This window comes from Streptomyces sp. HNM0645, from assembly GCF_030056615.1.
GTDB classification, from domain to species: Bacteria; Actinomycetota; Actinomycetes; order Streptomycetales; family Streptomycetaceae; genus Streptomyces; species Streptomyces marianii.
Genome location: NZ_JASHLT010000006.1, coordinates 47,382 through 70,497, shown reverse-complemented (window position 1 = coordinate 70,497; position 23,116 = coordinate 47,382). Strand labels below are relative to the sequence as shown.

19 protein-coding genes, 1 tRNA gene and 1 pseudogene are annotated in these 23,116 nt (G+C 70.1%); 10 read left to right on the top strand and 11 right to left on the bottom strand.

The window, feature by feature from the left end; translation table 11 throughout:
- Nucleotides 1-28 precede the first annotated feature (28 nt).
- The 3 genes from QMZ92_RS05285 to QMZ92_RS05275 all read left to right on the top strand — a co-directional run bounded on the left by QMZ92_RS05285 (nucleotide 29) and on the right by QMZ92_RS05275 (nucleotide 2,668).
- Nucleotides 29-355: a helix-turn-helix domain-containing protein gene (locus QMZ92_RS05285; protein WP_247192272.1), complete on the top strand. Its 327-nt coding sequence runs from the start codon at nucleotides 29-31 to the stop codon at nucleotides 353-355.
- A gap of 39 nt (nucleotides 356-394) precedes the next feature.
- The gene (locus QMZ92_RS05280; protein ID WP_283296062.1) at nucleotides 395-1,912 is read left to right on the top strand and encodes a LacI family DNA-binding transcriptional regulator; all 1,518 of its coding nucleotides are present in this window, start codon (nucleotides 395-397) and stop codon (nucleotides 1,910-1,912) included.
- 303 nt (nucleotides 1,913-2,215) lie between these two features.
- Complete coding sequence (locus QMZ92_RS05275) at nucleotides 2,216-2,668, top strand: hypothetical protein (RefSeq protein WP_283296061.1); 453 nt, start codon at nucleotides 2,216-2,218, stop codon at nucleotides 2,666-2,668.
- Between the two features lie 224 nt (nucleotides 2,669-2,892).
- Here the strand turns inward: QMZ92_RS05275 and QMZ92_RS05270 are convergent, their stop codons facing one another.
- From QMZ92_RS05270 to QMZ92_RS05235, 8 genes and pseudogenes are all read right to left on the bottom strand, one after another.
- Nucleotides 2,893-3,789 (bottom strand): phosphorothioated DNA-binding restriction endonuclease, encoded by an 897-nt coding sequence (locus QMZ92_RS05270; protein ID WP_283296060.1) that lies wholly within the window; start codon nucleotides 3,787-3,789, stop codon nucleotides 2,893-2,895.
- 56 nt (nucleotides 3,790-3,845) lie between these two features.
- Nucleotides 3,846-6,518 (bottom strand): ATP/GTP-binding protein, encoded by a 2,673-nt coding sequence (locus QMZ92_RS05265; protein WP_283296059.1) that lies wholly within the window; start codon nucleotides 6,516-6,518, stop codon nucleotides 3,846-3,848.
- A gap of 164 nt (nucleotides 6,519-6,682) precedes the next feature.
- Entirely contained in the window at nucleotides 6,683-7,501 is an 819-nt protein-coding gene (locus QMZ92_RS05260; RefSeq protein ID WP_283296058.1) for a DUF8758 domain-containing protein, read from the bottom strand.
- An 86-nt stretch (nucleotides 7,502-7,587) separates the two neighbouring features.
- Nucleotides 7,588-8,268, bottom strand: a complete 681-nt coding sequence (locus tag QMZ92_RS05255) for a DUF488 family protein, N3 subclade (RefSeq protein WP_283296057.1) — start codon at nucleotides 8,266-8,268, stop codon at nucleotides 7,588-7,590.
- A gap of 243 nt (nucleotides 8,269-8,511) precedes the next feature.
- Nucleotides 8,512-8,585, bottom strand: a tRNA-Pro gene (locus QMZ92_RS05250).
- A 260-nt stretch (nucleotides 8,586-8,845) separates the two neighbouring features.
- A complete protein-coding gene (locus QMZ92_RS05245) occupies nucleotides 8,846-9,787 on the bottom strand; it encodes a metallophosphoesterase (RefSeq protein ID WP_283296056.1) in 942 nt (313 codons plus the stop codon).
- Nucleotides 9,670-11,022 carry a glycosyltransferase 87 family protein gene (locus QMZ92_RS05240; protein ID WP_283296159.1) on the bottom strand — a complete coding sequence of 451 codons (1,353 nt, stop codon included), beginning with the start codon at nucleotides 11,020-11,022 and terminating at the stop codon, nucleotides 9,670-9,672. Before QMZ92_RS05240 ends, QMZ92_RS05245 begins: the two co-directional genes overlap by 118 nt.
- A gap of 194 nt (nucleotides 11,023-11,216) precedes the next feature.
- Nucleotides 11,217-11,873: pseudogene (locus tag QMZ92_RS05235) on the bottom strand (polyprenol phosphomannose-dependent alpha 1,6 mannosyltransferase MptB); the annotation flags it as partial.
- Nucleotides 11,874-12,561: 688 nt separating this feature from the next.
- On the opposite strand from QMZ92_RS05235, the gene QMZ92_RS05230 reads away from it, so the two are divergent.
- On the top strand, nucleotides 12,562-13,026 hold the full coding sequence (locus QMZ92_RS05230) for a GatB/YqeY domain-containing protein (RefSeq protein ID WP_283296055.1): 465 nt from the start codon (nucleotides 12,562-12,564) through the stop codon (nucleotides 13,024-13,026).
- Between the two features lie 318 nt (nucleotides 13,027-13,344).
- On the opposite strand, the gene QMZ92_RS05225 is transcribed toward QMZ92_RS05230, so the two are convergent.
- Nucleotides 13,345-15,588, bottom strand: a complete 2,244-nt coding sequence (locus tag QMZ92_RS05225) for a transglycosylase domain-containing protein (RefSeq protein WP_283296054.1) — start codon at nucleotides 15,586-15,588, stop codon at nucleotides 13,345-13,347.
- Nucleotides 15,589-15,949: 361 nt separating this feature from the next.
- Here QMZ92_RS05225 and QMZ92_RS05220 point away from each other — a divergent pair, with 361 nt between their 5' ends.
- Nucleotides 15,950-16,294 (top strand): WhiB family transcriptional regulator, encoded by a 345-nt coding sequence (locus QMZ92_RS05220; protein ID WP_171052979.1) that lies wholly within the window; start codon nucleotides 15,950-15,952, stop codon nucleotides 16,292-16,294.
- A gap of 532 nt (nucleotides 16,295-16,826) precedes the next feature.
- On the opposite strand, the gene bagB is transcribed toward QMZ92_RS05220, so the two are convergent.
- The gene (gene bagB / locus QMZ92_RS05215; RefSeq protein WP_283296053.1) at nucleotides 16,827-18,116 is read right to left on the bottom strand and encodes an ATPase BagB; all 1,290 of its coding nucleotides are present in this window, start codon (nucleotides 18,114-18,116) and stop codon (nucleotides 16,827-16,829) included.
- Nucleotides 18,117-18,129: 13 nt separating this feature from the next.
- Nucleotides 18,130-19,122 (bottom strand): ATPase BagA, encoded by a 993-nt coding sequence (gene bagA / locus QMZ92_RS05210; protein ID WP_283296052.1) that lies wholly within the window; start codon nucleotides 19,120-19,122, stop codon nucleotides 18,130-18,132.
- Nucleotides 19,123-19,259: 137 nt separating this feature from the next.
- On the opposite strand from bagA, the gene sp36 reads away from it, so the two are divergent.
- From sp36 to QMZ92_RS05185, 5 genes are all read left to right on the top strand, one after another.
- Nucleotides 19,260-19,418 (top strand): Sp36 family protein, encoded by a 159-nt coding sequence (gene sp36, locus QMZ92_RS05205; RefSeq protein WP_017947820.1) that lies wholly within the window; start codon nucleotides 19,260-19,262, stop codon nucleotides 19,416-19,418.
- Nucleotides 19,415-19,885 (top strand): RidA family protein, encoded by a 471-nt coding sequence (locus QMZ92_RS05200; protein WP_138053938.1) that lies wholly within the window; start codon nucleotides 19,415-19,417, stop codon nucleotides 19,883-19,885. The genes sp36 and QMZ92_RS05200 overlap by 4 nt, the downstream gene beginning before the upstream one ends.
- A 233-nt stretch (nucleotides 19,886-20,118) precedes the next feature.
- Entirely contained in the window at nucleotides 20,119-21,006 is an 888-nt protein-coding gene (locus QMZ92_RS05195; protein ID WP_283296051.1) for an NUDIX hydrolase, read from the top strand.
- Nucleotides 21,003-21,833, top strand: a complete 831-nt coding sequence (locus QMZ92_RS05190; protein WP_283296050.1) for an MBL fold metallo-hydrolase — start codon at nucleotides 21,003-21,005, stop codon at nucleotides 21,831-21,833. Before QMZ92_RS05195 ends, QMZ92_RS05190 begins: the two co-directional genes overlap by 4 nt.
- A gap of 270 nt (nucleotides 21,834-22,103) precedes the next feature.
- Nucleotides 22,104-22,988 (top strand): prohibitin family protein, encoded by an 885-nt coding sequence (locus QMZ92_RS05185; RefSeq protein ID WP_283296049.1) that lies wholly within the window; start codon nucleotides 22,104-22,106, stop codon nucleotides 22,986-22,988.
- Nucleotides 22,989-23,116 lie beyond the last annotated feature (128 nt).

Here is a 23,116-nt window from a genome sequence, read left to right as displayed (position 1 = left end):
GCTTCCCCGGGCTGAGGGCGAAGCATCCTTGCCCCGCCTCTACCGCCCCGAAGAGATCGCCGAGACGCTCGGCTGCTCTGCCTGGTGGGTCAAGGACCGTGCGCGAAGGCGCCTGATCCCGCACACGCGGGTCGGTCGCGCATACCGCTTCACCGCCGGACACCTCGCCGAGATCATCCGCATCCACGAAGAGCTGGCCCCGCAGTCTGCGCAGCGCAACCCTCCCCGGACGCCTCAGCCTGCGCCGACAACTACGTCATCGCGTACGGGGCGACTGCCCCAGTCCCCGATGCCCTCCGCGCAACGTCTCCAGGCCCGACCACCCCGCAGGTCCCAGTACGGCACTGCGGCCTAGCACGACACGGCAGACCACAGGAAGGAGGGAGCACGAGGCATGGGCTTCGCCGAGAAACGCGGCAGTTACTGGCGCGGCAGGTACAAGGCCAGCGAAGGCAAGTACGGCACCGTCGCCGACCCGACGGGTGCGGTGGTCAAATTCGCCACGAAGCGCGAGGCGAAGCAGGCCGCAGACGAGGAAGAGGCCAAGGTCCGGCGCGGCACCTGGCGCGACCCGTCCGCCGGACAGGAGACCTTCGGCGAGTACGCCAGCCGCTGGTATGACGCCCAGGACCTGGCCGCATCCACCATGCAGAACTACCGGCGCCACATCGAGGAGCACTTGCTCCCCGAGTTCGAGGACAAGGCCCTCGCTGGCATTCTCCGCACAGACGTGGACACCTGGGAGAAGCGGGAGAAGTCCGTCTACGCCGCATCCAGTGTCAAGACCTGGCGCTCGACGCTCCACCTCATCCTGGCCGACGCCGTGGATGAGGGCCTCATCGCCGCCAACCCGGCCACCAAACGACGCGGACGCGGCAAGCGCGCCGGCCGTTCCCGTGACCGGGGACCCGAGAAGGTCATCACCGATCCGCTCGGCCTGCTGCTCATCGCCGAACGCGCGGCCCTGCTGTCCGGGCGCGACGACGAGTTCGTCGCCGTGATCCTCAAGGGATACACGGGCATGCGGTGGGGCGAAATCGTGGGCTTGGAAACCGAGTTCGCACGACCTGACGCCGTACGGGTGGAGCACCAGTTGTACGAGCTGGACTCGGGCGAGCTGATCCGCTGCCCGCCCAAGGACGACAGCTACCGCAGCATCGACGTGACGGACTGGTTGTCGGCCCTGGTCGCCGACCACATCGCCCGTACGAAGCCGACGCCGTGCGCCTGCCACGGCAAGAGGTACGTGTTCCGTGGCCAGGGCACCGCTCGCACCGGTGGGCACACGGGCGCCAAGCTCGTGGACGTCGCTCGCCGCGCGGAGGTTTCCAGCGGCACTGTGTCCAATGTCCTCAACCACCCCGAGCGGGTACGAGAGGACACCCGCGTCCGGGTTGAACGCGCCATAGCCGAGCTGAAGTTCGTCCGAGGAGGCGTCCCGGCGGAGAACGCCGCCCACTGGCGCCGCAACGGCTTCGCCACCTGGCTGTTCGCGCCGGCCACCTCCGGCTGGTACCCGAAGAAGGCGCCTCAGGAGGCCCGCCCAGTCCCGCTGCTCGGCGAGCCTTGGCCCGGCATCCCGGTCCGAGGCCGCAACGCCCGTGGCCGGGCCGACGCCTGCTGGCTGCCCGTCGCCAGAGGACTCACCCCGCATGGCCTGCGCCACTCCCATCGCACGCACATGGAAGACCTCGGCACCGAGAAGGTGCTGATGGACGAGCGTATGGGCCACATCGACGGCTCGGTCTCGGCCCGCTACGCCCACGTGACCCCTGGCATGCGCGAGCGTCTCAAGGCCGGCCTGACCGAGCAGTGGGATGCGGCGCTCGATGCCCGGCGTGGCCTGCACCCGCGATCGTCGGTCGCCGTACTCGATCGGCTGCTGCGCGCTCGCGCCACGACGATGGCCTGATGGTCGGGAGACGGGCTCCGGTTACCTCGAATGGAGCCCCTCTAGCGCGCGACGTGTGCGGTTCGGTGGTCTTGGCGGTGGTACTGGTATGGCGCGGCGGATCTCCCCGATTTGCCGGGACGGGTTGGGAAGGGGCGTACGCTGTGCATGGCAGATCGCGCCTGCCCGCTCCGAGTCATGATGGCCCACGTCCATCATGGCGGCGAAGACAAGGTTCCCCGAATCGCGCAGCAGCGTTCCGCCAGGTCATCCAAGTATCCGCGGCGGGGTGGACGTGGGGCGTCCCGTCAGATGGAGCACACGATGACTAGGGACCGTCGCCGCAAGGCTGAGATTCACGCCCACCAGGCAACCACCGGAGCGGCGTATCTGGTGGCCCGCCGACAGATCGCTGCCTTGGCCGAGGTGATGCAGCAGCATCCGCGGCTTAACTCCTTCGGCATCGGCGTCTTCAATCCGCTTCGCAAAACGGCCGAGCAGCGTCGGACCGAACTCGCGTTCGGCCGCCTGGAGTTGGCCGGAGGCGTGGTCATGGTGATGGAGACCGCAGCGTGGCTGCGCGAGAACATCACGCCGATCAAGACCCCTACCGTCAGCAGCTACACCGTGAAACACGTGATGCAGCGGGCAACCGGCAGGTACGTCACCAATGGTGTGTTCATCGCGGCCGCTCTCGTCGCCGGCTACACCTTCAAGTACGAGCAGCCGAATGTGCTGTTCGGCATGAGCGCCCGGGACCTGAAGCGGATGAACTGAGCACCCCAGAACGGATCCCTCCGGCCAGGTGAACGGGCCTCGAAAGGGCTCGGTCTTCCACGGGTGCTTCATCGTGTGCGCAGGACCTTCGAGATCCTGCGCACACGACAGCTTTAGCCAGGGCGTCGGCAGTAACGGCCGCAAGATCAACGGCATCTGACGGAGGATCCTCGGCGGGTGGCGATGCACTCCTTACCAGTGGGTCGCGGTCGACGATTCGACGGTCAGGCGGCCGTGGCGGGGCGTGGGCTGCCGTGGAAGACCTGGCTGGTGTGCCAGGAGCGGTGGATCGCGGCGACGGGGTGGGCGCCTGGTTGAGGTCCGATGAGTGGGCGGTCGGCGAGCGCGATGACGTGTTCGCGGGCGGCTGGGCTGTGGCCGACGAAGCGCTGGGAGACCAGGATGCGGTGGCCGTCGCCGACACCGAGGACGCCTTTGTCGAAGAGTTTGTGGTGCAGCGAGCACAGGCACAGCCCGTTGTCGACGTCGTCAGGGCCGTCGAACGCCCACCAGCGTACGTGCGCCGCCTCCAGCCCGACCGGCACCGCGCCGATCCTGCCGTCGTAGCCGCAGAATGCGCACCGGTATTCGTAGGCCGTCAGGACCCGCTCCCGCATCCGAGGATCCCGCCGCCTCCGCACGGCGGCCGAGAGCTGTCCGGTCTCCGCCGGCTCCAGCTCCAGGCCGACGGATTCGCACAGGTCGCCGTGGAGCGAAGGCGGGAAGTGCAGGTCGAGCAGGACCCGTGCCATCCGGCCGAGCAGCTCCGGCTCACTCCGCAGCGCCGCCCGCAGCTCCGGCGCCAGCCGCCCCGCGGCCCCCGTGGCCCGCAGCTCCCGTACCCCGCTGCCGGGGCTGCCCGGTCCGCGATCGGTGCGCACCTCCCACACGCCGTCGCTCACCAGGTGGTGGAACGGGTAGGCCGGAGTCGTCCTGTTCGGCGGACCGTACTCGGTCAGCAGCCGCTGCAGATCCTCCTCCACCGCGCTGTACCGCAGTTCGTCTGCGGCCTCCTGCTGGAACCGACCGAGGGCGTACAGCAACAGCAACGGCTTGTGCGGAGCGCGGGTCCCGCTTCTGGTCCACTGCCTCAGTTCCGCGGTGCGCTCCAGCCAGTCCATGACAGGCGATCGTAGTCGCGCCACGTCGACCGGCGATCTGCGCATGTGGGGAAAGCCTAACGAGCCGTGGCGAGTTGATCGCGACGTGTCGTCACCAGGTGGCGCCATCGTTCGCGGGTCTGTTGTTCTCCGTCGATCCACCGTGCTCGCGCGGTGTGCTCGGGAAGCGGAAGGCCGGCCATGAAGTGGGCGATGTCGACGTAGTAGGCGTAGTCGCCGCTCTGCGTGAGTTCGCGCAGGCGGGTGATCGCGGTGGCGAGGCCGTCCTGGGCGTCGAGGACGGCGTGGTGGAAGCACAGGGCCAGTTGCAGTTTCGCCGCGGCGTAGGCAATGCCGGAGACACCGATTTCGGCGAGCAGTACGGCCGCCCGGCCGGGCAGGTCGGCGGCGAACCCGGCGTCGCGTACGAGCACGGCGATGCGAGCGGTCATCTCGCTGGAGCGCAGGCTGAGGTGGGACAACAGCCGTTCCGCTAGATCGAGTTCGTCATCGGCCCGAAGCTGATCGGAGAAGGAGACGGCGAAGGCGAGATGCGCCTGCACCATGGCGGTCTCGCCGACCACACCGTGCTCCTCGGCTTCGCTCCGGCCTGCCAGGTAGGCGGCTACCGCTCGCTCCATGTCACCCTGCACCCACCACACGTCTCCCAACACCCGATGGTGCCTCCCCTCCCAGCCCAGTCTCCCCGCGGCTTCGACCGCGGTCGGGAAGTCTCCGGACAGGCGGCTCAGGTGTGCCAGGCCGCGCCGAGCCGCGGAAGAGAGCCGACCCCCGGCTGAAGCGACGCGCTGCATCCCGCGACGCGAATCATCGGTCAGACCGAGGTCTCGCTGGGCCTTCGCCAGGTAGTACGTGGCCAGTTCGACCAGGTCATCGGGGAGCAGCTCCGAGGCGAGGACGGCCGAGAGCCGACTGGACGTGCGTTCACGGTGCTCGTGCTGGCGCCGGGCGATGGCGCTCAGCGTTTCGACCAGGGCATCTGCCGAGGTCTGCAGACCACCTGATGACGTGGCATCGGCGGCGGGAAGCGCCAGCGGTTCCCAGACGGAGTCCCCCACGTACTGGAATGCGGCATCGGCGAGCCAGCCGAGATCGAGACGGAAGTCCCGTGCGAGGAGCAGTCCTTGCTGGAGACAGCCGACCAGGACTGCGCGATCGTGTCGCAGGTCCTGGCGCCACTGTGATTCCAGTGCGTGGAAGGCTCGTTGGGCCGCGCGCCGCCAGTCCTGTTCCGACCAGCGGTCGTCACTGCTGTCGTCTGCGTTGCGAATGGCGGAGCGGATCAGGTCGTGGACGTGGAAGGGCCACACACCGGAGGAGGACTCCCGGATAAAGGGGCGCTCGGTCAGCCGTAGGGCGGGCGCGTCGTGGTCCATTCCGGCGGCTTGGGTGGCCAGGGGTACGGAGAACGCGCTGAGCAGGCTGACCGAGCGGAGCACGTGGCGCTCATCGGCGGTCAGGTCGCTGAGGGTACGGGCGATCAAGGCGGGAAAGTCGTGGTCGAAGTCGGTGACCTGCGGCTGTCTGCCGCCGCGCCGGAGTTCCAGATAGCGCATGACCGACAGGTCCAGGTAGAGAGGCAACCCGTGCGAGCGCTCGGTGATGATCCGGCGGACCGGTTCGTCGATCAGCGGCTGCCCGTCGCGGCTCAGCCTGCGGACCAGGTAGTCCTCACAGTCTTCGGGAGAGAAGTCGCCGATCAGGACCTGACGGCCCGATATAGCTCGCCCCACATGTGCCGTGTCGGCTGCGAGACCGGGCCACGCGTGCGGCCCGGTCCAGTCGACCTGCCCCTCCAGGCTCGTCTCTCCCCACTGGAGGCGGTTGCGTCCGGTGACGACGAAGAACGCGTTGGGCATCAACCACACGGTGCGTTGGAGTAGACGCTCGAAGTCGCGGTGCGTGCGGTCGCCGGTGTCCTCGAAGGTGTCCAGCAGGATCACGGGCAGTGCGCTCTTGCCGACGGGGATTTGGGCCAGGTCCCAGGCGAGGAGGTGCGGGTAGAAGCTCAGGGCTTCCAGGTCGGGCTCGGCCTCCAGGAGGTCGGCCAGGCGTGAGCAGCCGGCGAGGGCGCGTACAGACTGGCGCCGTTCGCGTAACGCCTTGATGAGCGCTCCGGCCCCGTGCCCGAGCGCACTGCCGACTGTGCCGGGCAGGAGCAGGGCCTGGGCGACATCGCTGAGGGCGGACTGCATCTGCTGCGGCAGGGCGGCAGCGGCGCTGAAGCGGCTCAGCAGCCCGCCCCGGCGCAGGTAGTCCTCGATCGATTCGCCCGGGTGGTTGTGCTCCCAGTAGCGGCGCAGGGCGAGGTCGAAGGCGGGCAGTGGCCGGCCGAGCGCGGCGACGGCAAGACGGATGGTGAGGATGACGCGCTCGAAATCCATACCCGCGGCGCGCGAGAGATCGATACGAACTGGCAGGGTCTGCTCTTCGGGGTGGGATGGCGATTCCCATTGCGCCGGGCGGTGCTCGCTGCGGGCCAGCGATGCCTCGATCTTTCGGGAGAGCGTGGACTTGCCGATCCCGCCCACACCGTGGAACACGAGGATGTTGTGGCGGGGAGCTTCCAGGTCCTCCACGTCGAAGTCCGCACGGGTCACGTGCCGTATGTGCTCGGCGAGGCCGGCCGTTACGGCCTGCCACTGTGCCTGCCGGTTCGTGAACGCCTCGCTGGCGGCGATGCTCCGGTCGTTCGAGCTGAACAACGTGCGAAGATCCCGCCCTGCCACAGCTCCCCCTGACGATCAACTGAACGCGAGCGACGCTCCGTTGACGACAGCATGGCATGCCCGCATCCAGACAGGTCCGCAGGCCGCATCCGGCACGCGGCAGTTCAGCCGACGGCCTCGGTCAGGGGACGGTGACATGGGTTCCCCATCCTGCGTACTCACCCTCACAGGTCGAACAGGCTCTCCTGGAAGTTCTCGACGACATCCCGTCGCGGGTAGAACAGGCCCAGCAGCAGGAACGTCTTGGGGCGGGCCGCGACGTTCCCGACGAAGCAGTGCACGGCCTTCTCCGCAGTGACCATCCGGTCGAACCAACGCTCGCGAAGCTTCTCCTCCACGCCGTCCTTCCCGTAGTGGCGAAAGAACTTGCGGTACGACTCGCCCGCCTCCCAGTCCCTCAGCCCCATGTCGTGACCAGCGCACTCCTGATCCGCGCATCGGAAGCTGTACCGGAACTCAAGTGGCACCCACTCCAGTTGGCGGAGGTCCTGTGCGAGTAGATCCAACTGATCTGCCAGGGCCGCCTTCGAAGCTGGCCAGGGCTCGGCAGGAGCGAAGCGGAAGCCGGTGAACTCCGCTGGGCGGAAGACGCCAAGCGACGTTCCCCGAAGCTCCTGGTCCCGCTTTATGGAGCACAGGGACGGCGCTACGAGGGGCTGCACATGCGAGAAGCGTTCGCGCCAGCCGTCCGCTGTCCCGAGGCGCTCGATGACCTTGAGACTCTGCAGGTTGGGGCGCAAGCTTTCGGGACGGCGGTCCCCATGGTGTCGCTGCACATCGACCTCGACGATCGAGTACTTGGCGAACTGGCTTTCTTCGTTCAGCAGCCGGAACGGAACCGGGAAGAGCCGCACATGCTGGGGCGCCCCTTGGTCGAGCCGTATGCCGGCCACGCAGCTCGTCTCGTGGTACTTCGCGGACAGTTCCGGATAGGTCTTGACCGTGATCATGATCCGTGCGCGCTGCCAAATCCCCGATCCCATGGTTGCCCCCTCCACTGATCTCCCGATCCGATTGGAGGAGAGGCATGCGCCAGCGGCAAGGGCGCGTACAGGAGCGAGGGGCGAAGTCAGGCAAGGGGAATTACGGGCACGGCGGCCCGCTTGCGGACCGTCTCCAGGACGACCTGTCGGTGGCAGCGGCTTTCGTCTTTCTCGAAGCACAGCACCGCGACCCGGGACTGCCGGGCATGCTCTGCGAGGCGCTCAAGATCGGTTTGCGCTTCCTCGGACCGCAGCACTCCACGGAACCGAGCCCGGCCCACGTCGAGGCGGCCCTCCCAGAACGGCGCCCGGTTGTCCTTGGGATTGCCCAGGCCACGCAGGTGGGTGTATTCGATGCCGGCCTCGGCGAGTGCCTGCCCGAGCCGAGTCTTGCTGAAGCCCTTCTTGCGGCTGATCGGCGTAAGTCGTACGTCCGCCACGACATCAATACGGTTGTCGAGGAGAGAGGAGACGAACGAGTCGATGTCCCGGCCTTCGTACCCGGCGGACCAGAGGCCGGGAGCGACCTTGGTCTCCTGGAAGAGTTCATCGAGGGAGACTTCAAGTGCCTCGGCGACTGCTCCGACGGTGAAGAAACCTGGCTGGATCGCTCCCTCGCTCTCCAGACGGGCCAGCGTTCCTACGGCGATGCCAGCTTCCTTGGAGAGCCGCTCCCGCGACCATCCTCGAGCCTCCCGCATCGCTCGCACGCGCTGGGCGAGTGCTCGGGCGTGGTCGTGGGGACGCGCTGAGTGATGGCTTGCCATGTGTCGTGATCCTAAGGGCGGTTGAGGCGGGCGGGCATGGTGTTCCCGGCCGACTACTAGGCTGGATTCGCGAACGCGCAGGTCCGAGTGCCCTAAGCCGCCGCACTTCAGACGGCCTCACCAGTCACCCACTGGGAGAACCCGATCAAGATCTTCTCCCAGATTTCTCCCAAGCGATCTCCAGGAACCACTCAGGGGCCTGATCCAGTTGCTGGATCAGGCCCCTGACCTGGTACTTCACTGTCGGGGTGGCGGGATTTGAACCCACGACCTCTTCGTCCCGAACGAAGCGCGCTGCCAAGCTGCGCTACACCCCGATGTCACTCGCTCTCGCGGCGACGTCGTTTACTTTAGCCCACCGGCGCCCGGAGACGAAATCCGGTTTTACGGGGCCCTCACCAGGGGTGGAGCGGCGTGGGCCGTGTCTCGGACGCCGGCCGGGTAGGCATCGTGCGAACGAGGGAGCCTCAGCCGTCACACCCGTACCGTCGGCTCCTTGCCCGGCGCGCATCCGCGTCCGAGCTCGCCCACGTCGCCCCGCGACGGCCGCGCCGTCATGGCACGGTCGGCGATCAGCTCAGTCCCGTGCCACCAGCGTCAGCAGCGTCGCCTCCGGAGGGCAGGCGAAACGGACCGGGGTGTAGCGGTTGGTGCCGCAGCCCGCGGAGACGTGGAGGTAGGAGACGAGGCTGTCGGACTCGTGGGTGGAAAGACCCTTCGCCCGGTCGGTGTCGATGTCGCAGTTGGTGACCAGGGCCCCGTAGAAGGGGATGCGCAGCTGGCCGCCGTGGGTGTGGCCCGCGAGGATCAGGGGGTAGCCCTCGGTCGTGAAGGCGTCCAGCGAGCGCAGGTACGGGGCGTGGACGACGGCCATCGAGAAGTCGGCGGTCTTGTCGGGCCCGCCGGCAACCCTCTCGTAGCGGTCCCGCTTGATGTGGGGATCGTCCAGCCCCGTGAAGGCGAGCTCGAGGCCGCCGTCGAGCTTCAGCCGGCCGCGCGCGTTGCTCAGACCGACCCAGCCCGCTGCCTCGAAGGCGTCCCGGAGGCCCTCCCACGGGTTGTGCACGGCGCCCACCGCCGGGGCGTTGCCGTTGAGCCCGTGGCGGCCCTGGGACTTCTCGATCAGATAGCGGGCCGGATTGCGCAGCTTCGGGCCGTAGTAGTCGTTCGATCCGAAGACGTACACACCCGGGTACTCCATCAGTGGCCCGAGGGCGTCGAGCACCTCGGGCACGGCGTTCGTGTCCGACAGGTTGTCGCCGGTGTTGACGACGAGGTCGGGGCGCAGCCCCGCCAGTGACTGGAGCCAGGCCCGCTTCTTGCGCTGCCCGCACACCATGTGGATGTCGGAGACCTGCAGCACGCGCAGGGGGCGCATCCCTCTCGGCAGAACCGGGACGGTCACCCGCCGGAGCCGGAAGGAGCGGGCTTCGAACCCGGCCGCGTAGGCGAGGCCGACTGCTCCGAAAGCCGTGACACCGGCACCGATCTTGAGGGGGAGGCCGTAGCGTGCGCGCATGCGCCCATCGTCGCAGACGGTCCGCTCTCCGCACACGGCCCGTCCCCGTCCGTGCCCGGCCGCCCGAGCGGCAGCAGCAGGAGCAGCAGCAGCGCTATCCACACATAGGCGTTGGAACCGAGGAATCCGGGCGCACCGCCGTCGTTCCACCGCCACAGCCAGACCATGCTGCTGCACAGGATCGCGTAGCTTGCCAGGGCCCAGGTCAGCAGTCGGCGGCGCCGCTCCCCGCCCGGCGCGGCCCGCAGCCCCTCGTCGGTGAGGACGGCGAGGGCCGGGATCAGCCAGACCAGATGGTGCACCCAGGTGACCGGGCTCACCAGGCACGCGGCGATACCCGTCAGGGCGAAGCCCGCGAGCTCGTTCCCCGTGGCGACGGCCTGCCGTACCCGCCGGGCCCACAGCCACATCAGGAGCAGTACGCCCACGGCCCACACCGCGCGGCTGGGCTCGGCGAACGGTTCGGTGAGCCGGGCGAGCATGCCCTGCAAGGACTGGTTGGAGACGTAGGAGAGCGAACCGACCCGGTCGGTGTTCCACATCGCCTCGGTCCAGAAGGTGCGCGATGCCGTCGGCGCCGCCCACGCGGCGAGCAGGGTCGCACCGCTCGCGGTGCCGATGGCGACCCCGGCCGGCCGCCACCGCCGGGTCACCAGCAGGTAGCAGACGAAGATCGCCGGGGTGAGTTTGATCGCGGCGGCGAGGCCGATGCCGAGACCGGCGAGCCGGCCGAGCGACGGGAAGCGCTCGCGCCCGGCCGTCAGCAGCCAGCAGTCGGCGAGGACCAGCGCCAGTAGGAGGAGATTGACCTGGCCGAAGCTCACGGTGTCCCGCACGGGCTCCAGCAGGGCGAACATGCAGGCCGCCACGGCGTACGCGAACCATCTGTGCCGGCTCTCCCGCCGGATCGTCGCGTCCAGGCAGACGTAGAGGATGACGGCGGCTGCCGTCACGTTCATCAGCTGGCTTATCGCCAGGGCGCTGTGCCAGCCGACCAGGGTCATCGGCAGCATGCACAGCGCCGCGAAGGGCGGGTACGTGAAGCCGTAGCGGGTTCCGGGCCGGAGGTAGTCGTAGATCGGGTGGCCGCCGATCCAGTGCTCGACCGCCCCGTAGTAGACGTGCAGGTCGAACCAGTGCCGGTGGAACGGCACGGTCCCGAGGAAGAAGATCACCACCGCCGACATGCCGAGGGCCACCAGGACCCGGCCCCGCGTGGTCACGGGGATCCTCACGCTGTGCTCCCCAGTGGACGGTGCGGGTCCCGTGCCGGGGCGTCGCGTCGTGGGGGTGGATCCGGGGGACGGGTTGCTGCCGGGGGCGGTGGGTCCTCCGGGTACGGGGCCGCCGGACGAGGTTCCTTCGGACGGAGAGCCGCCGGAGGGGGTGCCTCCGGGCGGGGAGCCCGGTCTGCCGCTCGTGCCGCCAGTCTGTATGCGCACCACAGCGCCAGTACCCCCCAGTGTGCTTCCGCCAACTGCGATCAACAGCTGATTATGGTCGGGCGCGAACCCGCTCGGCATCACCATGAGAGCGAGAAGTCCGCTCACCAGGGCAGCCACGCGCCGCGCCCACCGAACCCCTGGGCGTCGCGGCGGCGATCAGGAACACGCCCCACAAGACGTACCACGGACGGGTCGCCGGGCCCAGGGCGGCCACAGCGCCCAGGCTGAGTCCGACCGCGCACACCGGCCGACGCAGATGGTGGCGCCTCCAGCAGACGAGGACGGCGAGAGCGGAGGCGGCGCGGTCGGCCAAGTGCCAGGCAGGTACGGCGAATTCGCCCAGCCCGCTGCCCGCGCTCCGCAGCGCCGCCCCGGTCAGGCGGCCGAGCGTCGAGGTCAGCGACCAGTTCCCCGGTGCCACCGGGGTGGTCGAGAGCGGCCGCCCAGCCGTAGCCGGTGCCGGTCAGCGCGGTCGCGGCGACGGTGGTGGCCGCCGCCGTGCCGCCGGTGACGAGGACGGCACGCAGCCGGGGGCTCCTGCCGGACCGGCGTCGGGCCCGGAGCAGGGCGACGGCCGGCAGGCCGAGCACGGCCGGGGCCTTCACCAGCGCGGCTAGGGTGACGAGTACGGCACCGACTAGCAGAGGTGATGGGTGGGCCGGTCTGACGGACGGGCCGGTCTGACGGACGGGCCGGTCTGACGGACGGGCCGGTCTGACGGACGGGCCGGTCTGACGGACGGGCCGGTCTGACGGACGGGCCGGTCTGACGGACGGGCCGGTCTGACGGACGGGCCGGTCTGACGGACGGGCCGGTCTGACGGACGGGCCGGTCTGACGGACGGGCCGGTCTGACGGACGGGCCGGTCTGACGGACGGGCCGGTCTGACGGACGGGCCGGTCTGACGGACGGGCCGGTCTGACGGACGGGCCGGTCTGACGGACGGGCCGGTCTGACGGACGGGCCGGTCTGACGGACGGGCCGGTCTGACGGACGGGCCGGTCTGACGGACGGGCCGGTCTGACGGACGGGCCGGTCTGACGGACGGGCCGGTCTGACGGACGGGCCGGTCTGACGGACGGGCCGGTCTGACGGACGGGCCGGTCTGACGGACGGGCCGGTCTGACGGATGGGCGGTCTGGCGGCCACGCCGAGGTGAAGGCCGGGCGGTGGTGAAGGCCGGACAGAGGTGACGGCCGTGACCGACGTCAGGGGGGCGAGGGGGCCGCAGGCCGCCGCCCGCCGCGGCCTGCGGCCCGGCAGGGGGTCCGGGCCGGCGCCGGGGAAATGCGCGGGCACGTCGGGGCGCGCGCCTGCCACAATCGACGCATGACCACGCTCAAGTCCAAGCTGCAGGAAGACCTCACCGAGGCGATCAAGGCGCGCGACGAACTGCGCTCCTCGACGCTCCGGCTGACCCTCTCCGCGATCACCAAGGAGGAGGTCGCGGGCAAGGAGGCGCGCGAACTCTCCGACGACGAGGTCCAGAAGGTGATCGCCAAGGAGGCGAAGAAGCGCCGCGAGGCGGCCGAGGCCTTCGCCCAGGGCGGTCGCGCCGAGCAGGCGGACCGTGAGAAGGCGGAGGGCGAGATCCTCGACGCCTACCTGCCCAAGCAGCTGACGGACGACGAGTTGAACGGCATCGTGGCCCAGGCCGTCGAGGAGGCCAGGGGCGCCGGCGCCGAGGGCCCCCGGGCGATGGGTGCGGTCATGAAGATCGTCAACCCGAAGGTGGCGGGCCGCGCCGAGGGCGGCCGGGTGGCCGCGGCGGTCAGGAAGCTCCTCGCCGGCTGACTCCGCGGGCCGGCCTCGCGCACGGCGCGCGTGCCGCGCCGCCCCCGTACGGCGAAGGGTCCCGGTGCCATCCGCACCGGGATCCTTCGCCGTACTGCTTCACGCCCGTGGCGTCGCGGTGACCCGCGGGACCGAGCCACTGTCCCGGGCCAGGGACCCCCTGCCCGGTCCGGCGGTACGCGCCGAGTGAGCCGGGGTCGGCCCCCGGATCCGTCGCGGACCACCGGACGCGCGGTCCGTCCAGTCACATGTCCGGGCCGGACGCCTCACGTCGGACCGGGGCCGGGACGGTGTGCGGACCCGCGGTCGGTGCCGGGGTCACCCGCGCTGCCGGCCTCCGTTCCCGCCGCCGCTGTCCTGGCCGCGGGTGACGTTGCCGCCGATGAAGTCCGGCGGGAGCGAGATGTCGGGGAACGGGTCCCGGCCGCCGTTCCTGCCGGGCTTGTCGTCGCGGTCGTCGTCAGGGCGCCCCTCGTCCTCCCCGCCCTCGTCCTTCGACGTGTCGGGCACGTTGACGGTGTTGAAGCCCGGGGCCTCCTTGCCCTCCAGCGCCCCCGCCATCGCGTCCTTCCAGATCGGGCCGGGGACCTGACCGCCGAAGACCTTGGCGTGGTAGCGGCCGCCGATGCGGATGTTCACCATCTTCACCTTCTGGGTGGCGCTGCCGACCCAGACCGCTCCGGACAGGTTCGGGGTGTAGCCCACGAACCAGGCGTTCCTGCGCTCGTCCGTCGTACCCGTCTTGCCCGCGTTGTCACGGTCCGTGAGACCGGCCTCCTGGCCGGTACCGGAGTCGACGACGCCGCGCAGCAGCGTGTTGACGGTGTCCGCGGTGCGCTCCGACATCACCTTGCCGCACTCGGTCCGCGGCACCCTGAGGCTCTTGCCGTCGGCGGTCGTGATCGACTCGATCGCCGTCGGTGTGCAGTGCGTGCCGCGGTTGGCGAACGTCGCGTACGCGTTGGCCATCGTGAGCGGCGAGATACCGGTCGAGCCGAGGGTCAGCGGCGCGGGGCTGGCCGGGAGCTTCTTCCCGTTGCCCTGCACCACGCCCAGGCGGTCGGTCATCTCCACCACGGGGCAGAGGCCGATGTCTCCTATCATCTGCACGAAGTACGTGTTGACGGAGAGCTCCATCGCCTCGCGGAGGGCGTAGGGCCCGACTTCCTTCTCGTTCTCGTTCTCCACCGTGTCGCCGCCGCGGTTCCGCCAGGGCCGGTCGGAGCAGCTCGAGATGGAGTCCGGGTACGGCATCTTGTACGGGGCCGGGTACGACTGCGTCGGCGGCCGGCCCTGCTCCAGCGCGGCCGCGGCCACGAACGGCTTGAAGGTCGAACCCACCGGGAAGCCGTAGTTGGAGCCGCCCATCTTGGCGTTGACCGAGTAGTTGATCTGCGTCTCGTTCTCGCCGAAGCCGTACGGCTTGGACTGGCCCATCGCAATGATCCGGCCCGTCCCGGGCTCGACCATGGTGACCGCCGCCGCGACCTTGTCGTCCTGGTAGACGTGGTCCTTCAGCGACTCCTGGGCGGACTTCTGCGCCTGCGGGTCCAGGGTCGTACGGATCGTCAGGCCGCCCTGGTTCCAGACCTTGGCCCGCTCCTCGCGCGTCTTGCCGAAGACCGGGTCCGTGAGGAAGACCTCGCGCACGTAGTCGCAGAAGAAGCCCGCGCCGTCGACGGCCGTGATGCAGCCGTTCTTGGGCTTGCTGACCTTCAGCGTGATCGGCGTCTCCTTGGCCGCGTCGGCCTCGGACTGGGAGATGTCGCCGACGTCGGCCATCCGCTGGAGCACGGTGTTGCGCCGCTTGGTCGCCTCCTCAGCGTCGTTGACGGGGTCGTAGCGGCTGGGCGACTGGACGATGCCGGCGAGCAGCGCGGCCTCCTCCAGCTTCAGGTCCTTCGCCGACTTCGAGAAGTAGCGCTTGGACGCCGCCTCGACGCCGTAGGCCTGCTGGCCGAAGAAGGTGATGTTGAGGTAGTTCTCGAGGATCTTCTTCTTCCCGAGCTCCTCCTCGACCTGGATCGCGTACTTGAGCTCGCGGACCTTGCGGCCGATGGTCTGCTGGGTGGCCTGGGCGACCTTGTCCGGGTCGTCGCCGGCCTCCTCGACGAAGACGTTCTTGACGTACTGCTGGGTGAGGGTCGACGCGCCCTGGGTGACGCCGCCCTCCTGCGCGTTGCGGTTGACGGCGCGCAGCACGCCCTTGAGGTCGATCGCCCCGTGCTCGTAGAAGCGCGCGTCCTCGATGGCGACGATGGCCTTCTGCATGTACGGCGAGATGGCCTTCAACGGGACGACCGTGCGGTCACGCGAGTAGACGGTCGCGATCTGGCCCCCGTCGGCGTCCAGGATCGTCGTGCGCTGGCTCAGCGGCGGGGTCTTGAGATTGGCGGGGATCTCGTCGAATCCCTCGACCGTGCCCTTGGCGGCCAGTCCCAGCGCGCCGGCGGCCGGCAGGGCGAGGCCCGCCAGCACGGCTCCCGCGAGCACACTGACACCGAGGAACTTGGCGGCCTGCTGGGTCCCGGTCAGACCACCGCCCGATCGCTTCTTCGACATAGGGGCAGCCTACGTTCTCATTCTCCGGACACGCGTATATGCCTTGGCCTAAGCTGCTCCCAACTGTCACAGCAGTGCGGTTGTGTATCAAGACCCCGCGCCATCCCCGAGTCGCTCCGCAGCGACGTCCTCCCTCCGGCCGTTCCGTTTGTCTGGCCGACATGCCGGATTTGTGACGTATGCCCTCAGCTCACTCCCCCGGGTGATCTGCCGCTTACGCATAGTCCGTTCGGACCATTCAAGATTGGGCCCGAAGGGGGTGTTGCGCTGTGCCCACCTTCCGTAACGTCCTCAACTGGCAGCGGTGAATATGCTGCTGCCGCCGTGGGGGAGCCTCGATTCGGGAGAGGACGGCGCCGGCATGGGCTGGGTAACCGACTGGAGTGCGCAGGCAGCTTGCCGCACTACCGATCCGGATGAACTGTTCGTACAAGGAGCGGCGCAGAACAGGGCCAAGGCGGTGTGCACCGGATGCCCGGTGCGGACGGAGTGCCTGGCCGACGCGCTCGACAACCGTGTCGAGTTCGGTGTGTGGGGTGGCATGACCGAGCGGGAGAGGCGCGCGTTGCTGCGCCGGCGCCCCACTGTCACCTCCTGGCGTCGCCTGCTGGAGACCGCGCGTACGGAGTACGAGCGGAGCGCGGGCATCCTGCCCGTGGGCCTCGAGGACGACGAGACCTACGAGACGTTCGCCGCCGTGGGTTGAACCGGGGCCGAAGCGGCCGCGGGTCCGGCCCGATCACGCCACATCGTGTCCCTCCGCGGCTGGGGGTCCGAGGGGCCTCCGGCCGTTCCGCGGGCTCATGGGTCCGTCGGGCTCGGTGTCGCGCCCTGTGAAGCGTGTTCCGCCGAGCCGTGGCCGGTCGGATTCGCCGACTGACGGGGCCCGACGGTCGTACCTCCGGTCCGTGCCGTCCTGGGTGGCCGGGGAGTGAGCCGCCGTACGCCGTGCCCGGTCCGCCGCGTGCCGTGTGTGGTCTCGGTGTTGGCGCGCTCCACCCGGATGTGAGCCGTCACACAGCGGACAGGGTCGGGTACCGGTCCCCGGCAGAGGCGTGCCCGCGGTCGTCTGTGCGCGGGCACTACGCGGTACGGTCGGCGACCGTGTCGCTCCGACGTATGCCGGTGCGACCCTGGAAGCCACGCGGCTCGGCGTACGCTCCGCGGTCGGGCGACGGGCCGTGTCGCTCCGCCGTGCGCCCGGATGCCCGAGCGGGCAGGCGGCGTCGTGCTCCGGCCTACGCGGCTCCGGCCGGGAGGGCGCCGCCCGCGAGCTTGTCGCCGATGGCCCGCAGGCCGGCGAGGTCGTGCACATCGCCCGGCAGCGCGGCCACTTCGGCCACGGCCACCTCGGGATGGAGCGTGGTGAAGCGGTCACGCATGCGCTGCTCCCGCGAAAGCACCTGCATCCGTTCGGCGTGCAGGCGCAGCAGGCCGGCGGTCAGTTGTGAGGTCGGGGGTGCCGAGGGCCGGTCGGACTCGGAATCCGGCTCCACCGCGGAAGGGGTGGGAGAGGACCGCGTGGAGCCACGCCCAGCAGCCTTCCCGGCCTCCTGATCGACAATGCGGCCCTCGTCAAGATTTTCCGCGGCGGCCAGCGCCCGCTCGGCCGACAGCCGGGCGGCGCCGCTGCCGTGGACTCGGTTGAGCACCAGCCCGGCCAACGGCATCTCCTCCGCCGCCAGGCGCTCCACGAAGTACGCCGCCTCGCGCAGTGCGTCCCGCTCCGGGGCGGCGACCACCAGGAACGCCGTTCCGGGCGCCTGCAGCAGCCGGTACGTGGCATCGGCACGGGTGCGGAACCCGCCGAACATCGTGTCCATCGCGGAAACGAAGGTCTGTACGTCACGCAGCAGCTGACCGCCCAGCAGCTTCCCCAGCGTGCCGGTCATCATCGACATGCCGACGTTCAGGAACTTCATCCCGGCCCGGCCGCCCATCTTCGCGGGAGCCATCAGCAGCCTGATGAACTTGCCGTCCAGAAAGGACCCCAGTCGCTTCGGAGCGTCCAGGAAGTCCAGCGCCGACCGCGAGGGGGGAGTGTCCACGATGATCAGGTCCCACTCGTCGCGCGCCCGCAGCTGCCCCAGCTTCTCCATCGCCATGTACTCCTGCGTGCCCGCGAAGCCGGCCGACAGGGACTGGTAGAAGGGGTTCTCCAGGATGGCGCGGGACCGTGACGGATCCGCGTGCGCTTCGACGATCTCGTCGAAGGTGCGCTTCATGTCGAGCATCATGGCGTGCAGCTCGCCCTCGCCCTTGATGCCCTCCACGCGGCGCGGGGTGTTGTCCAGCAGGTCGATCCCCATCGACTGGGCCAGGCGGCGTGCGGGGTCGATGGTGAGCACGACCGCCCGGCGGCCGCGCTCCGCCGCCCGTACCCCGAGGGCGGCAGCGGTCGTCGTCTTGCCCACACCACCGGCGCCGCAGCACACGACGATGCGGATCCCAGGGTCGTCGAGCAGGGGATCGATCTCGAGCAGCGGTGTGTCCCGCAGGGTGCTGCCATGCGTCATCGACGACGTCATCCGTTCACTCCGGTCATTGGGCATCCGTCCCGGCATCGGCTTCGGCGTCCACTCCGAGCTTTCGCAGCTCGGTCGCCAGTTGGTAGAGCCCCGCCAGGTCGACTCCCTCGCTCAGCAGCGGGAGTTCGTACGCCGGCAGCTTCAGCGCCTCCAGCGCGGCACGCTGCTCGCGTTCCAGCTCGACGCGCTGGGCGTGCTCGGCGGCCTGTTCCAGCAGCGGTCCCACCAGCTTGGCGGCGCCGCTGACGCCCGCCCCGGTCAGCGCCTTGGCGATGTCCTTCCGGCGTCCGGCGGTCGCGGCGGTCCGGACCGCCTCCTCGTCGAGGATGTGCGGCCGCACCATGTTCACGATCACCTTGCCGGTGGGGAGGTCCGCGGCGCGCAACTCGGCGATGCCGTCCGCGGTCTCCTGAACGGGCATCTCCTCCAGCAGCGTCACCAGGTGCACCGCGGTCTCCGCGGACTTGAGGACGCGCATCACGGCCTGGGCCTGATTGTGTATCGGGCCGATCTTGGCCAGCCCCGCGACCTCGTCGTTGACGTTCAGGAAGCGGGTGATGCGGCCGGTCGGAGGGGCGTCCATGACGACGTGGTCGTAGGCGTACCGGCCCTGCTTGTCCCGACGGCGCACGGCCTCGCAGGCCTTGCCCGTCAGGAGCACGTCCCGCACACCCGGTGCGATGGTCGTGGCGAAGTCGATCGCGCCGAGCTTCTTCAGGGCCCGCCCGGCCGACCCGAGTTTGTAGAACATCTGGAGGTAGTCGAGGAGGGCGCGCTCGGCGTCGATGGCCAGCGCGTGCACCTCACCGCCGCCGGGCGCGACGGCGATCTTGCGTTCCTCGTACGGCAGCGCCTCCGTCTCGAAGACCTGCGCGATGCCTTGCCTGCCCTCGACCTCGACGAGGAGGGTGCGCTTTCCCTCGGTCGCGAGGGCGAGCGCGAGGGCCGCGGCGACCGTCGTCTTACCGGTACCGCCCTTGCCGCTGACGACCTGGAGCCTGCTCACGCCCTGGAGCCTAACCAGTCGGCCCGCGGGCTAAGCGACCCCGGGTCGCGTCGCGCGGGTTCGGCGCACCGGGCGTCTCGCGTGCCGCGCGAACCTGTGGCGCGGGGCCGCCCGCCGGTGCGGCTACAGTCGGCTCCATGACCAAGTGGGAATACGCGACCGTGCCCCTTCTCGTGCACGCGACCAAGCAGATCCTGGACACCTGGGGCGAGGACGGCTGGGAGCTCGTCCAGGTCGTCCCCGGGCCGAACAACCCCGAGCAGCTCGTGGCCTACCTCAAGCGGGAGAAGTCATGAGCGGTGCCGTCGAGGCCAAGCTCGCCGAACTCGGGCTGACGCTGCCGGCCGTCGTCCCGCCGCTGGCGGCGTATCAGCCGGCCGTGCAATCCGGCCCGTACGTCTACACCTCGGGGCAGCTCCCGATGGTGGAGGGCAAGCTTCCGGTCACCGGCAAGGTCGGCGCGGAGGTCACCCCGGAGGAGGCCAGGGAGCTGGCCGCCACCTGTGCGCTGAACGCGCTGGCCGCCGTGAGGTCCATCGCCGGTGACCTGGACCGGATCGCCCGGGTCGTGAAGGTGGTCGGTTTCGTCGCATCCGCCTCCGACTTCACCGGACAGCCCGGCGTCGTCAACGGCGCGAGCGAGCTGCTCGGAGCGGTCCTCGGCGACAAGGGCGTACACGCGCGCAGCGCCGTGGGCGTCGCCGTACTGCCGCTGGACGCGCCCGTCGAGGTCGAGATCCAGGTGGAGCTGGTCCAGGACTGATGTGACGGGGCCCGGAGCTTCCGTCGGCGGAAGCTCCGGGACCTCGCCGAGGACCGGACCCTCGCGGGAGGGCGGCCCGGAGCCGCCGCGAGGCGGGGAGGGCCGGCGGGAACGCGTCCCCCGGCCGGTCACCGGCGGAACCGCGGCGTGTGCGGGAACCGGCGGCCGGCCGACCCGCCGCCGCGGACCGGCCACCCCTCGAACATCCGCGCGTGAACGCATAGCATCCGGCCATGTCCAATGCTCAGTGGTACCCACCGGAATGGCCCGACCGGATCCGGGCGCTCGCTGCGGGCGAGATCACCGCTGTCGTCCCCCGGCGGGCGGCGACCGTGATGCTGCTCAAGGACACCTCCGAGGGTGCACACGTCCATATGCTGCGCCGCCGCGCCTCCATGGCCTTCGCCGGGGGTGCGTACGTCTACCCCGGCGGCGGAGTGGACGAGCGCGATGCTCGGCCGGTGTGCTGGGCGGGCCCCTCGCCGGCCGAGTGGGCGCGGCGGCTCGGTGTCGAGGACGAGGCGTCCGCGCAGGCCATCGTCTGTGCGGCGGTCCGGGAGACCTACGAGGAGGCCGGGGTACTGCTGGCGGGGGAGACCGGGGACTCCGTCGTCGAGGACACCACGGGTGACGACTGGGAGACCGACCGGGCCGCGCTCGTCGACCGGAAGCTGTCGTTCGCCGAGTTCCTCGACCGCAGGGGCCTGGTGCTGCGGTCGGACCTGCTGGGGGCCTGGGCCCGCTGGATCACCCCGGAGTTCGAGCCGCGCCGTTTCGACACCTGGTTCTTCGTCGCCTCGCTGCCGCGTGGACAGCGGACCAGGAACGCCTCGACCGAGGCGGACCGCACGGTGTGGATCCGGCCCGCGGACGCCGCCGCCGGGTACGACAAGGGTGAACTGCTGATGATGCCGCCGACGATCGCCACACTGCGGGTCCTGGGACGGTTCGCCACCGCCGCGGAGGCCCTCGCGGCGGCTGCCGGGCAGGATCTCGCGCCGATCCTGGCCCAGGCACGCCTGGAGGACGGGGAACTGGTGCTCAGCTGGCCCGGCCACGAGGAGTTCACCAAGCACGTCGGCCGGGCCGGACCGGCCGGACCGACGGGAGGCACGCCATGACGAACGCATCGGCACTGCCGGGGCAGCCGCGCGACGCGGTGGTGTCGGGGCGCGCGACCTCCCGCACGATCAACGTCCTGGCACCCAATCCGTCCGCGATGACCCTGGACGGCACCAACACCTGGATCGTCGCCGAGCCAGACTCCGACCTCGCCGTCGTCGTCGATCCGGGTCCGCTCGACGAGGCGCACTTGCGGAACGTCGTCGCGACGGCCGAGAAGGCGGGCAGGCGGATCGCCCTGACCCTGCTCACCCACGGACACACGGACCATGCCGAGGGAGCCGGCCGGCTGGCCGAGCTGACCGGCACGAGGGTGCGCGCCCTCGACCCCGCGCTCCGGCTCGGCGACGAAGGGCTGGCCGCGGGGGACGTGATCCGTACCGGGGGCCTCGAGCTGAGGGTCGTGCCGACCCCCGGGCACACGGCGGACTCGCTCTGCTTCCATCTGCCCGCCGACCGGGCCGTGCTGACGGGCGACACCGTCCTCGGCCGGGGCACGACGGTCGTCGCGCATCCCGACGGCCGCCTCGGCGACTACCTGGACTCGCTGCGCCGGCTTCGCTCCCTGACCGTGGACGACGGTGTGCACACGGTGCTCCCGGGACACGGACCGGTGCTGGAGGACGCCCAGGGCGCGGTGGAGTTCTATCTCGCCCACCGTGCGAACCGGCTCGCGCAGGTCGAGACGGCCGTGGAGAACGGCCACCGCTCGGCGGCCGATGTGGTCGCACGCGTGTACGCGGACGTCGACCGGTCGCTGTGGCCCGCGGCGGAGCTCTCGGTGCGAGCGCAGCTCGAGTACCTGCAGGAGCACGGTCTCATCTAGGGTCCCCGCCCCGGCCCGCTCTGAGGCTTCCCGCCGGCTGAGCCCTCGCCCCTGGCCGTCGTCCGAGCCTCGCCCGGAGCAGTGCTCCAGTGCTTCTCCGGCTCTTCCCGGGCGGGAGGGGGAGATTTGCCCGGCGAGGCGGGACGCGCCCGGGAGGGAGGGCGAAACCGCGGTCCGTATGTCCCACCCCGCCCCGGGGCCAGCGACCCGTGTGCTTTACGCTCCGCTTGCTTTCAGAGTTCCGTGCGTGCTCGTACATGGGGGGAAACCGTGCTCGTCTTGTCCATCCTGCTCGTCGTCGCCGCCGTGGTGATGTTCCTCGTCGCCCGGGGCGGCGGGCCACGCGGCCTCAGGACCGGTGCCGCCGCCGCGCTCGTCGCCGGCCTCTTCGCCGGTATCTCCAGCATGGTGTACGTCATCAGCGCCTACGAGGTCGGCGTCCCGGTCGCCTTCGGCAAGGTCGGATCGCCGATGACGTCCGGTATGCACGTCAAGTCGCCCTTCACGAGCGTCACGACGTTCTCGACCCGGCCGGTCGACCTCAACCTGTCCGACAAGGACGTGATCGAGGTGCGCTCCAGCCAGGGCGGCGTCATGTACGCGGAAGTGACGGTCAAGTGGGCCGTGACGCCGGCGAAGGCCGTGGAGCTCTACAAACTGGCCGGCAGCGAGGACGCCATCCAGCAGCGACTGGTCTACCCCGACAGCCGCGAGATCGTTCGCAACGTCTTCGCCCGCTACACCAGCGAGCAGGGCTACACCTCGGCGCGCGAGAAGATCAACTCCGAGATCGGCCGCCTCGTCAAGGAGCGGCTGGCTCCGCGCGGCATCGACGTGACCACGGTGAACCTGCGCAATGTGAAGCCGTCCGACCGCCTGCAGGACCAGATCGACCGCAAGATCCAGCAGCAGCAGGCCACGGAGCGGGCGACCGAGGCGGCCCGCACGGCGACGGCCGAGGCCGAGCGGCGCAGGATCGAGGCCGAGGGCATCGCCCGGGCGAACAAGATCCTCAACGATTCGCTGACGGACAAGGTCCTGATGAACCAGTGCATCGACGCCTACAAGGACGCTGCGGCCAAGAACCCCGTGTACGCCGTTCCGTGTGGCGGCGGAACCGGAAACCCGCTGATCGTGGACGGCGGCAAGCGCTGACCGACCGTACGGGAGTGTCTCGACGCGCCCGGGAGGACGCCCGGGGCGTGCGAAGGGGCCGCCCGGCGACCATCCGCCGGGCGGCCCCTTCGCATGTGCGGTGCGGGGTGGCCGTGTGCCCCCGCCGT

What these genes read in the sequence shown, in the direction of transcription:
- QMZ92_RS05280 (WP_283296062.1), top strand. Translation starts at nt 395, where the DNA reads ATGGGCTTCGCCGAGAAACGCGGCAGTTACTGGCGCGGCAGGTACAAG.
- QMZ92_RS05275 (WP_283296061.1), top strand. Translation starts at nt 2,216, where the DNA reads ATGACTAGGGACCGTCGCCGCAAGGCTGAGATTCACGCCCACCAGGCA.
- QMZ92_RS05270 (WP_283296060.1), bottom strand. Translation starts at nt 3,789, where the DNA reads ATGGACTGGCTGGAGCGCACCGCGGAACTGAGGCAGTGGACCAGAAGC.
- QMZ92_RS05260 (WP_283296058.1), bottom strand. Translation starts at nt 7,501, where the DNA reads ATGGGATCGGGGATTTGGCAGCGCGCACGGATCATGATCACGGTCAAG.
- QMZ92_RS05255 (WP_283296057.1), bottom strand. Translation starts at nt 8,268, where the DNA reads ATGGCAAGCCATCACTCAGCGCGTCCCCACGACCACGCCCGAGCACTC.
- QMZ92_RS05245 (WP_283296056.1), bottom strand. Translation starts at nt 9,787, where the DNA reads ATGCGCGCACGCTACGGCCTCCCCCTCAAGATCGGTGCCGGTGTCACG.
- QMZ92_RS05230 (WP_283296055.1), top strand. Translation starts at nt 12,562, where the DNA reads ATGACCACGCTCAAGTCCAAGCTGCAGGAAGACCTCACCGAGGCGATC.
- QMZ92_RS05225 (WP_283296054.1), bottom strand. Translation starts at nt 15,588, where the DNA reads ATGTCGAAGAAGCGATCGGGCGGTGGTCTGACCGGGACCCAGCAGGCC.
- QMZ92_RS05220 (WP_171052979.1), top strand. Translation starts at nt 15,950, where the DNA reads ATGGGCTGGGTAACCGACTGGAGTGCGCAGGCAGCTTGCCGCACTACC.
- bagB (WP_283296053.1), bottom strand. Translation starts at nt 18,116, where the DNA reads ATGACGTCGTCGATGACGCATGGCAGCACCCTGCGGGACACACCGCTG.
- sp36 (WP_017947820.1), top strand. Translation starts at nt 19,260, where the DNA reads ATGACCAAGTGGGAATACGCGACCGTGCCCCTTCTCGTGCACGCGACC.
- QMZ92_RS05200 (WP_138053938.1), top strand. Translation starts at nt 19,415, where the DNA reads ATGAGCGGTGCCGTCGAGGCCAAGCTCGCCGAACTCGGGCTGACGCTG.
- QMZ92_RS05195 (WP_283296051.1), top strand. Translation starts at nt 20,119, where the DNA reads ATGTCCAATGCTCAGTGGTACCCACCGGAATGGCCCGACCGGATCCGG.
- QMZ92_RS05190 (WP_283296050.1), top strand. Translation starts at nt 21,003, where the DNA reads ATGACGAACGCATCGGCACTGCCGGGGCAGCCGCGCGACGCGGTGGTG.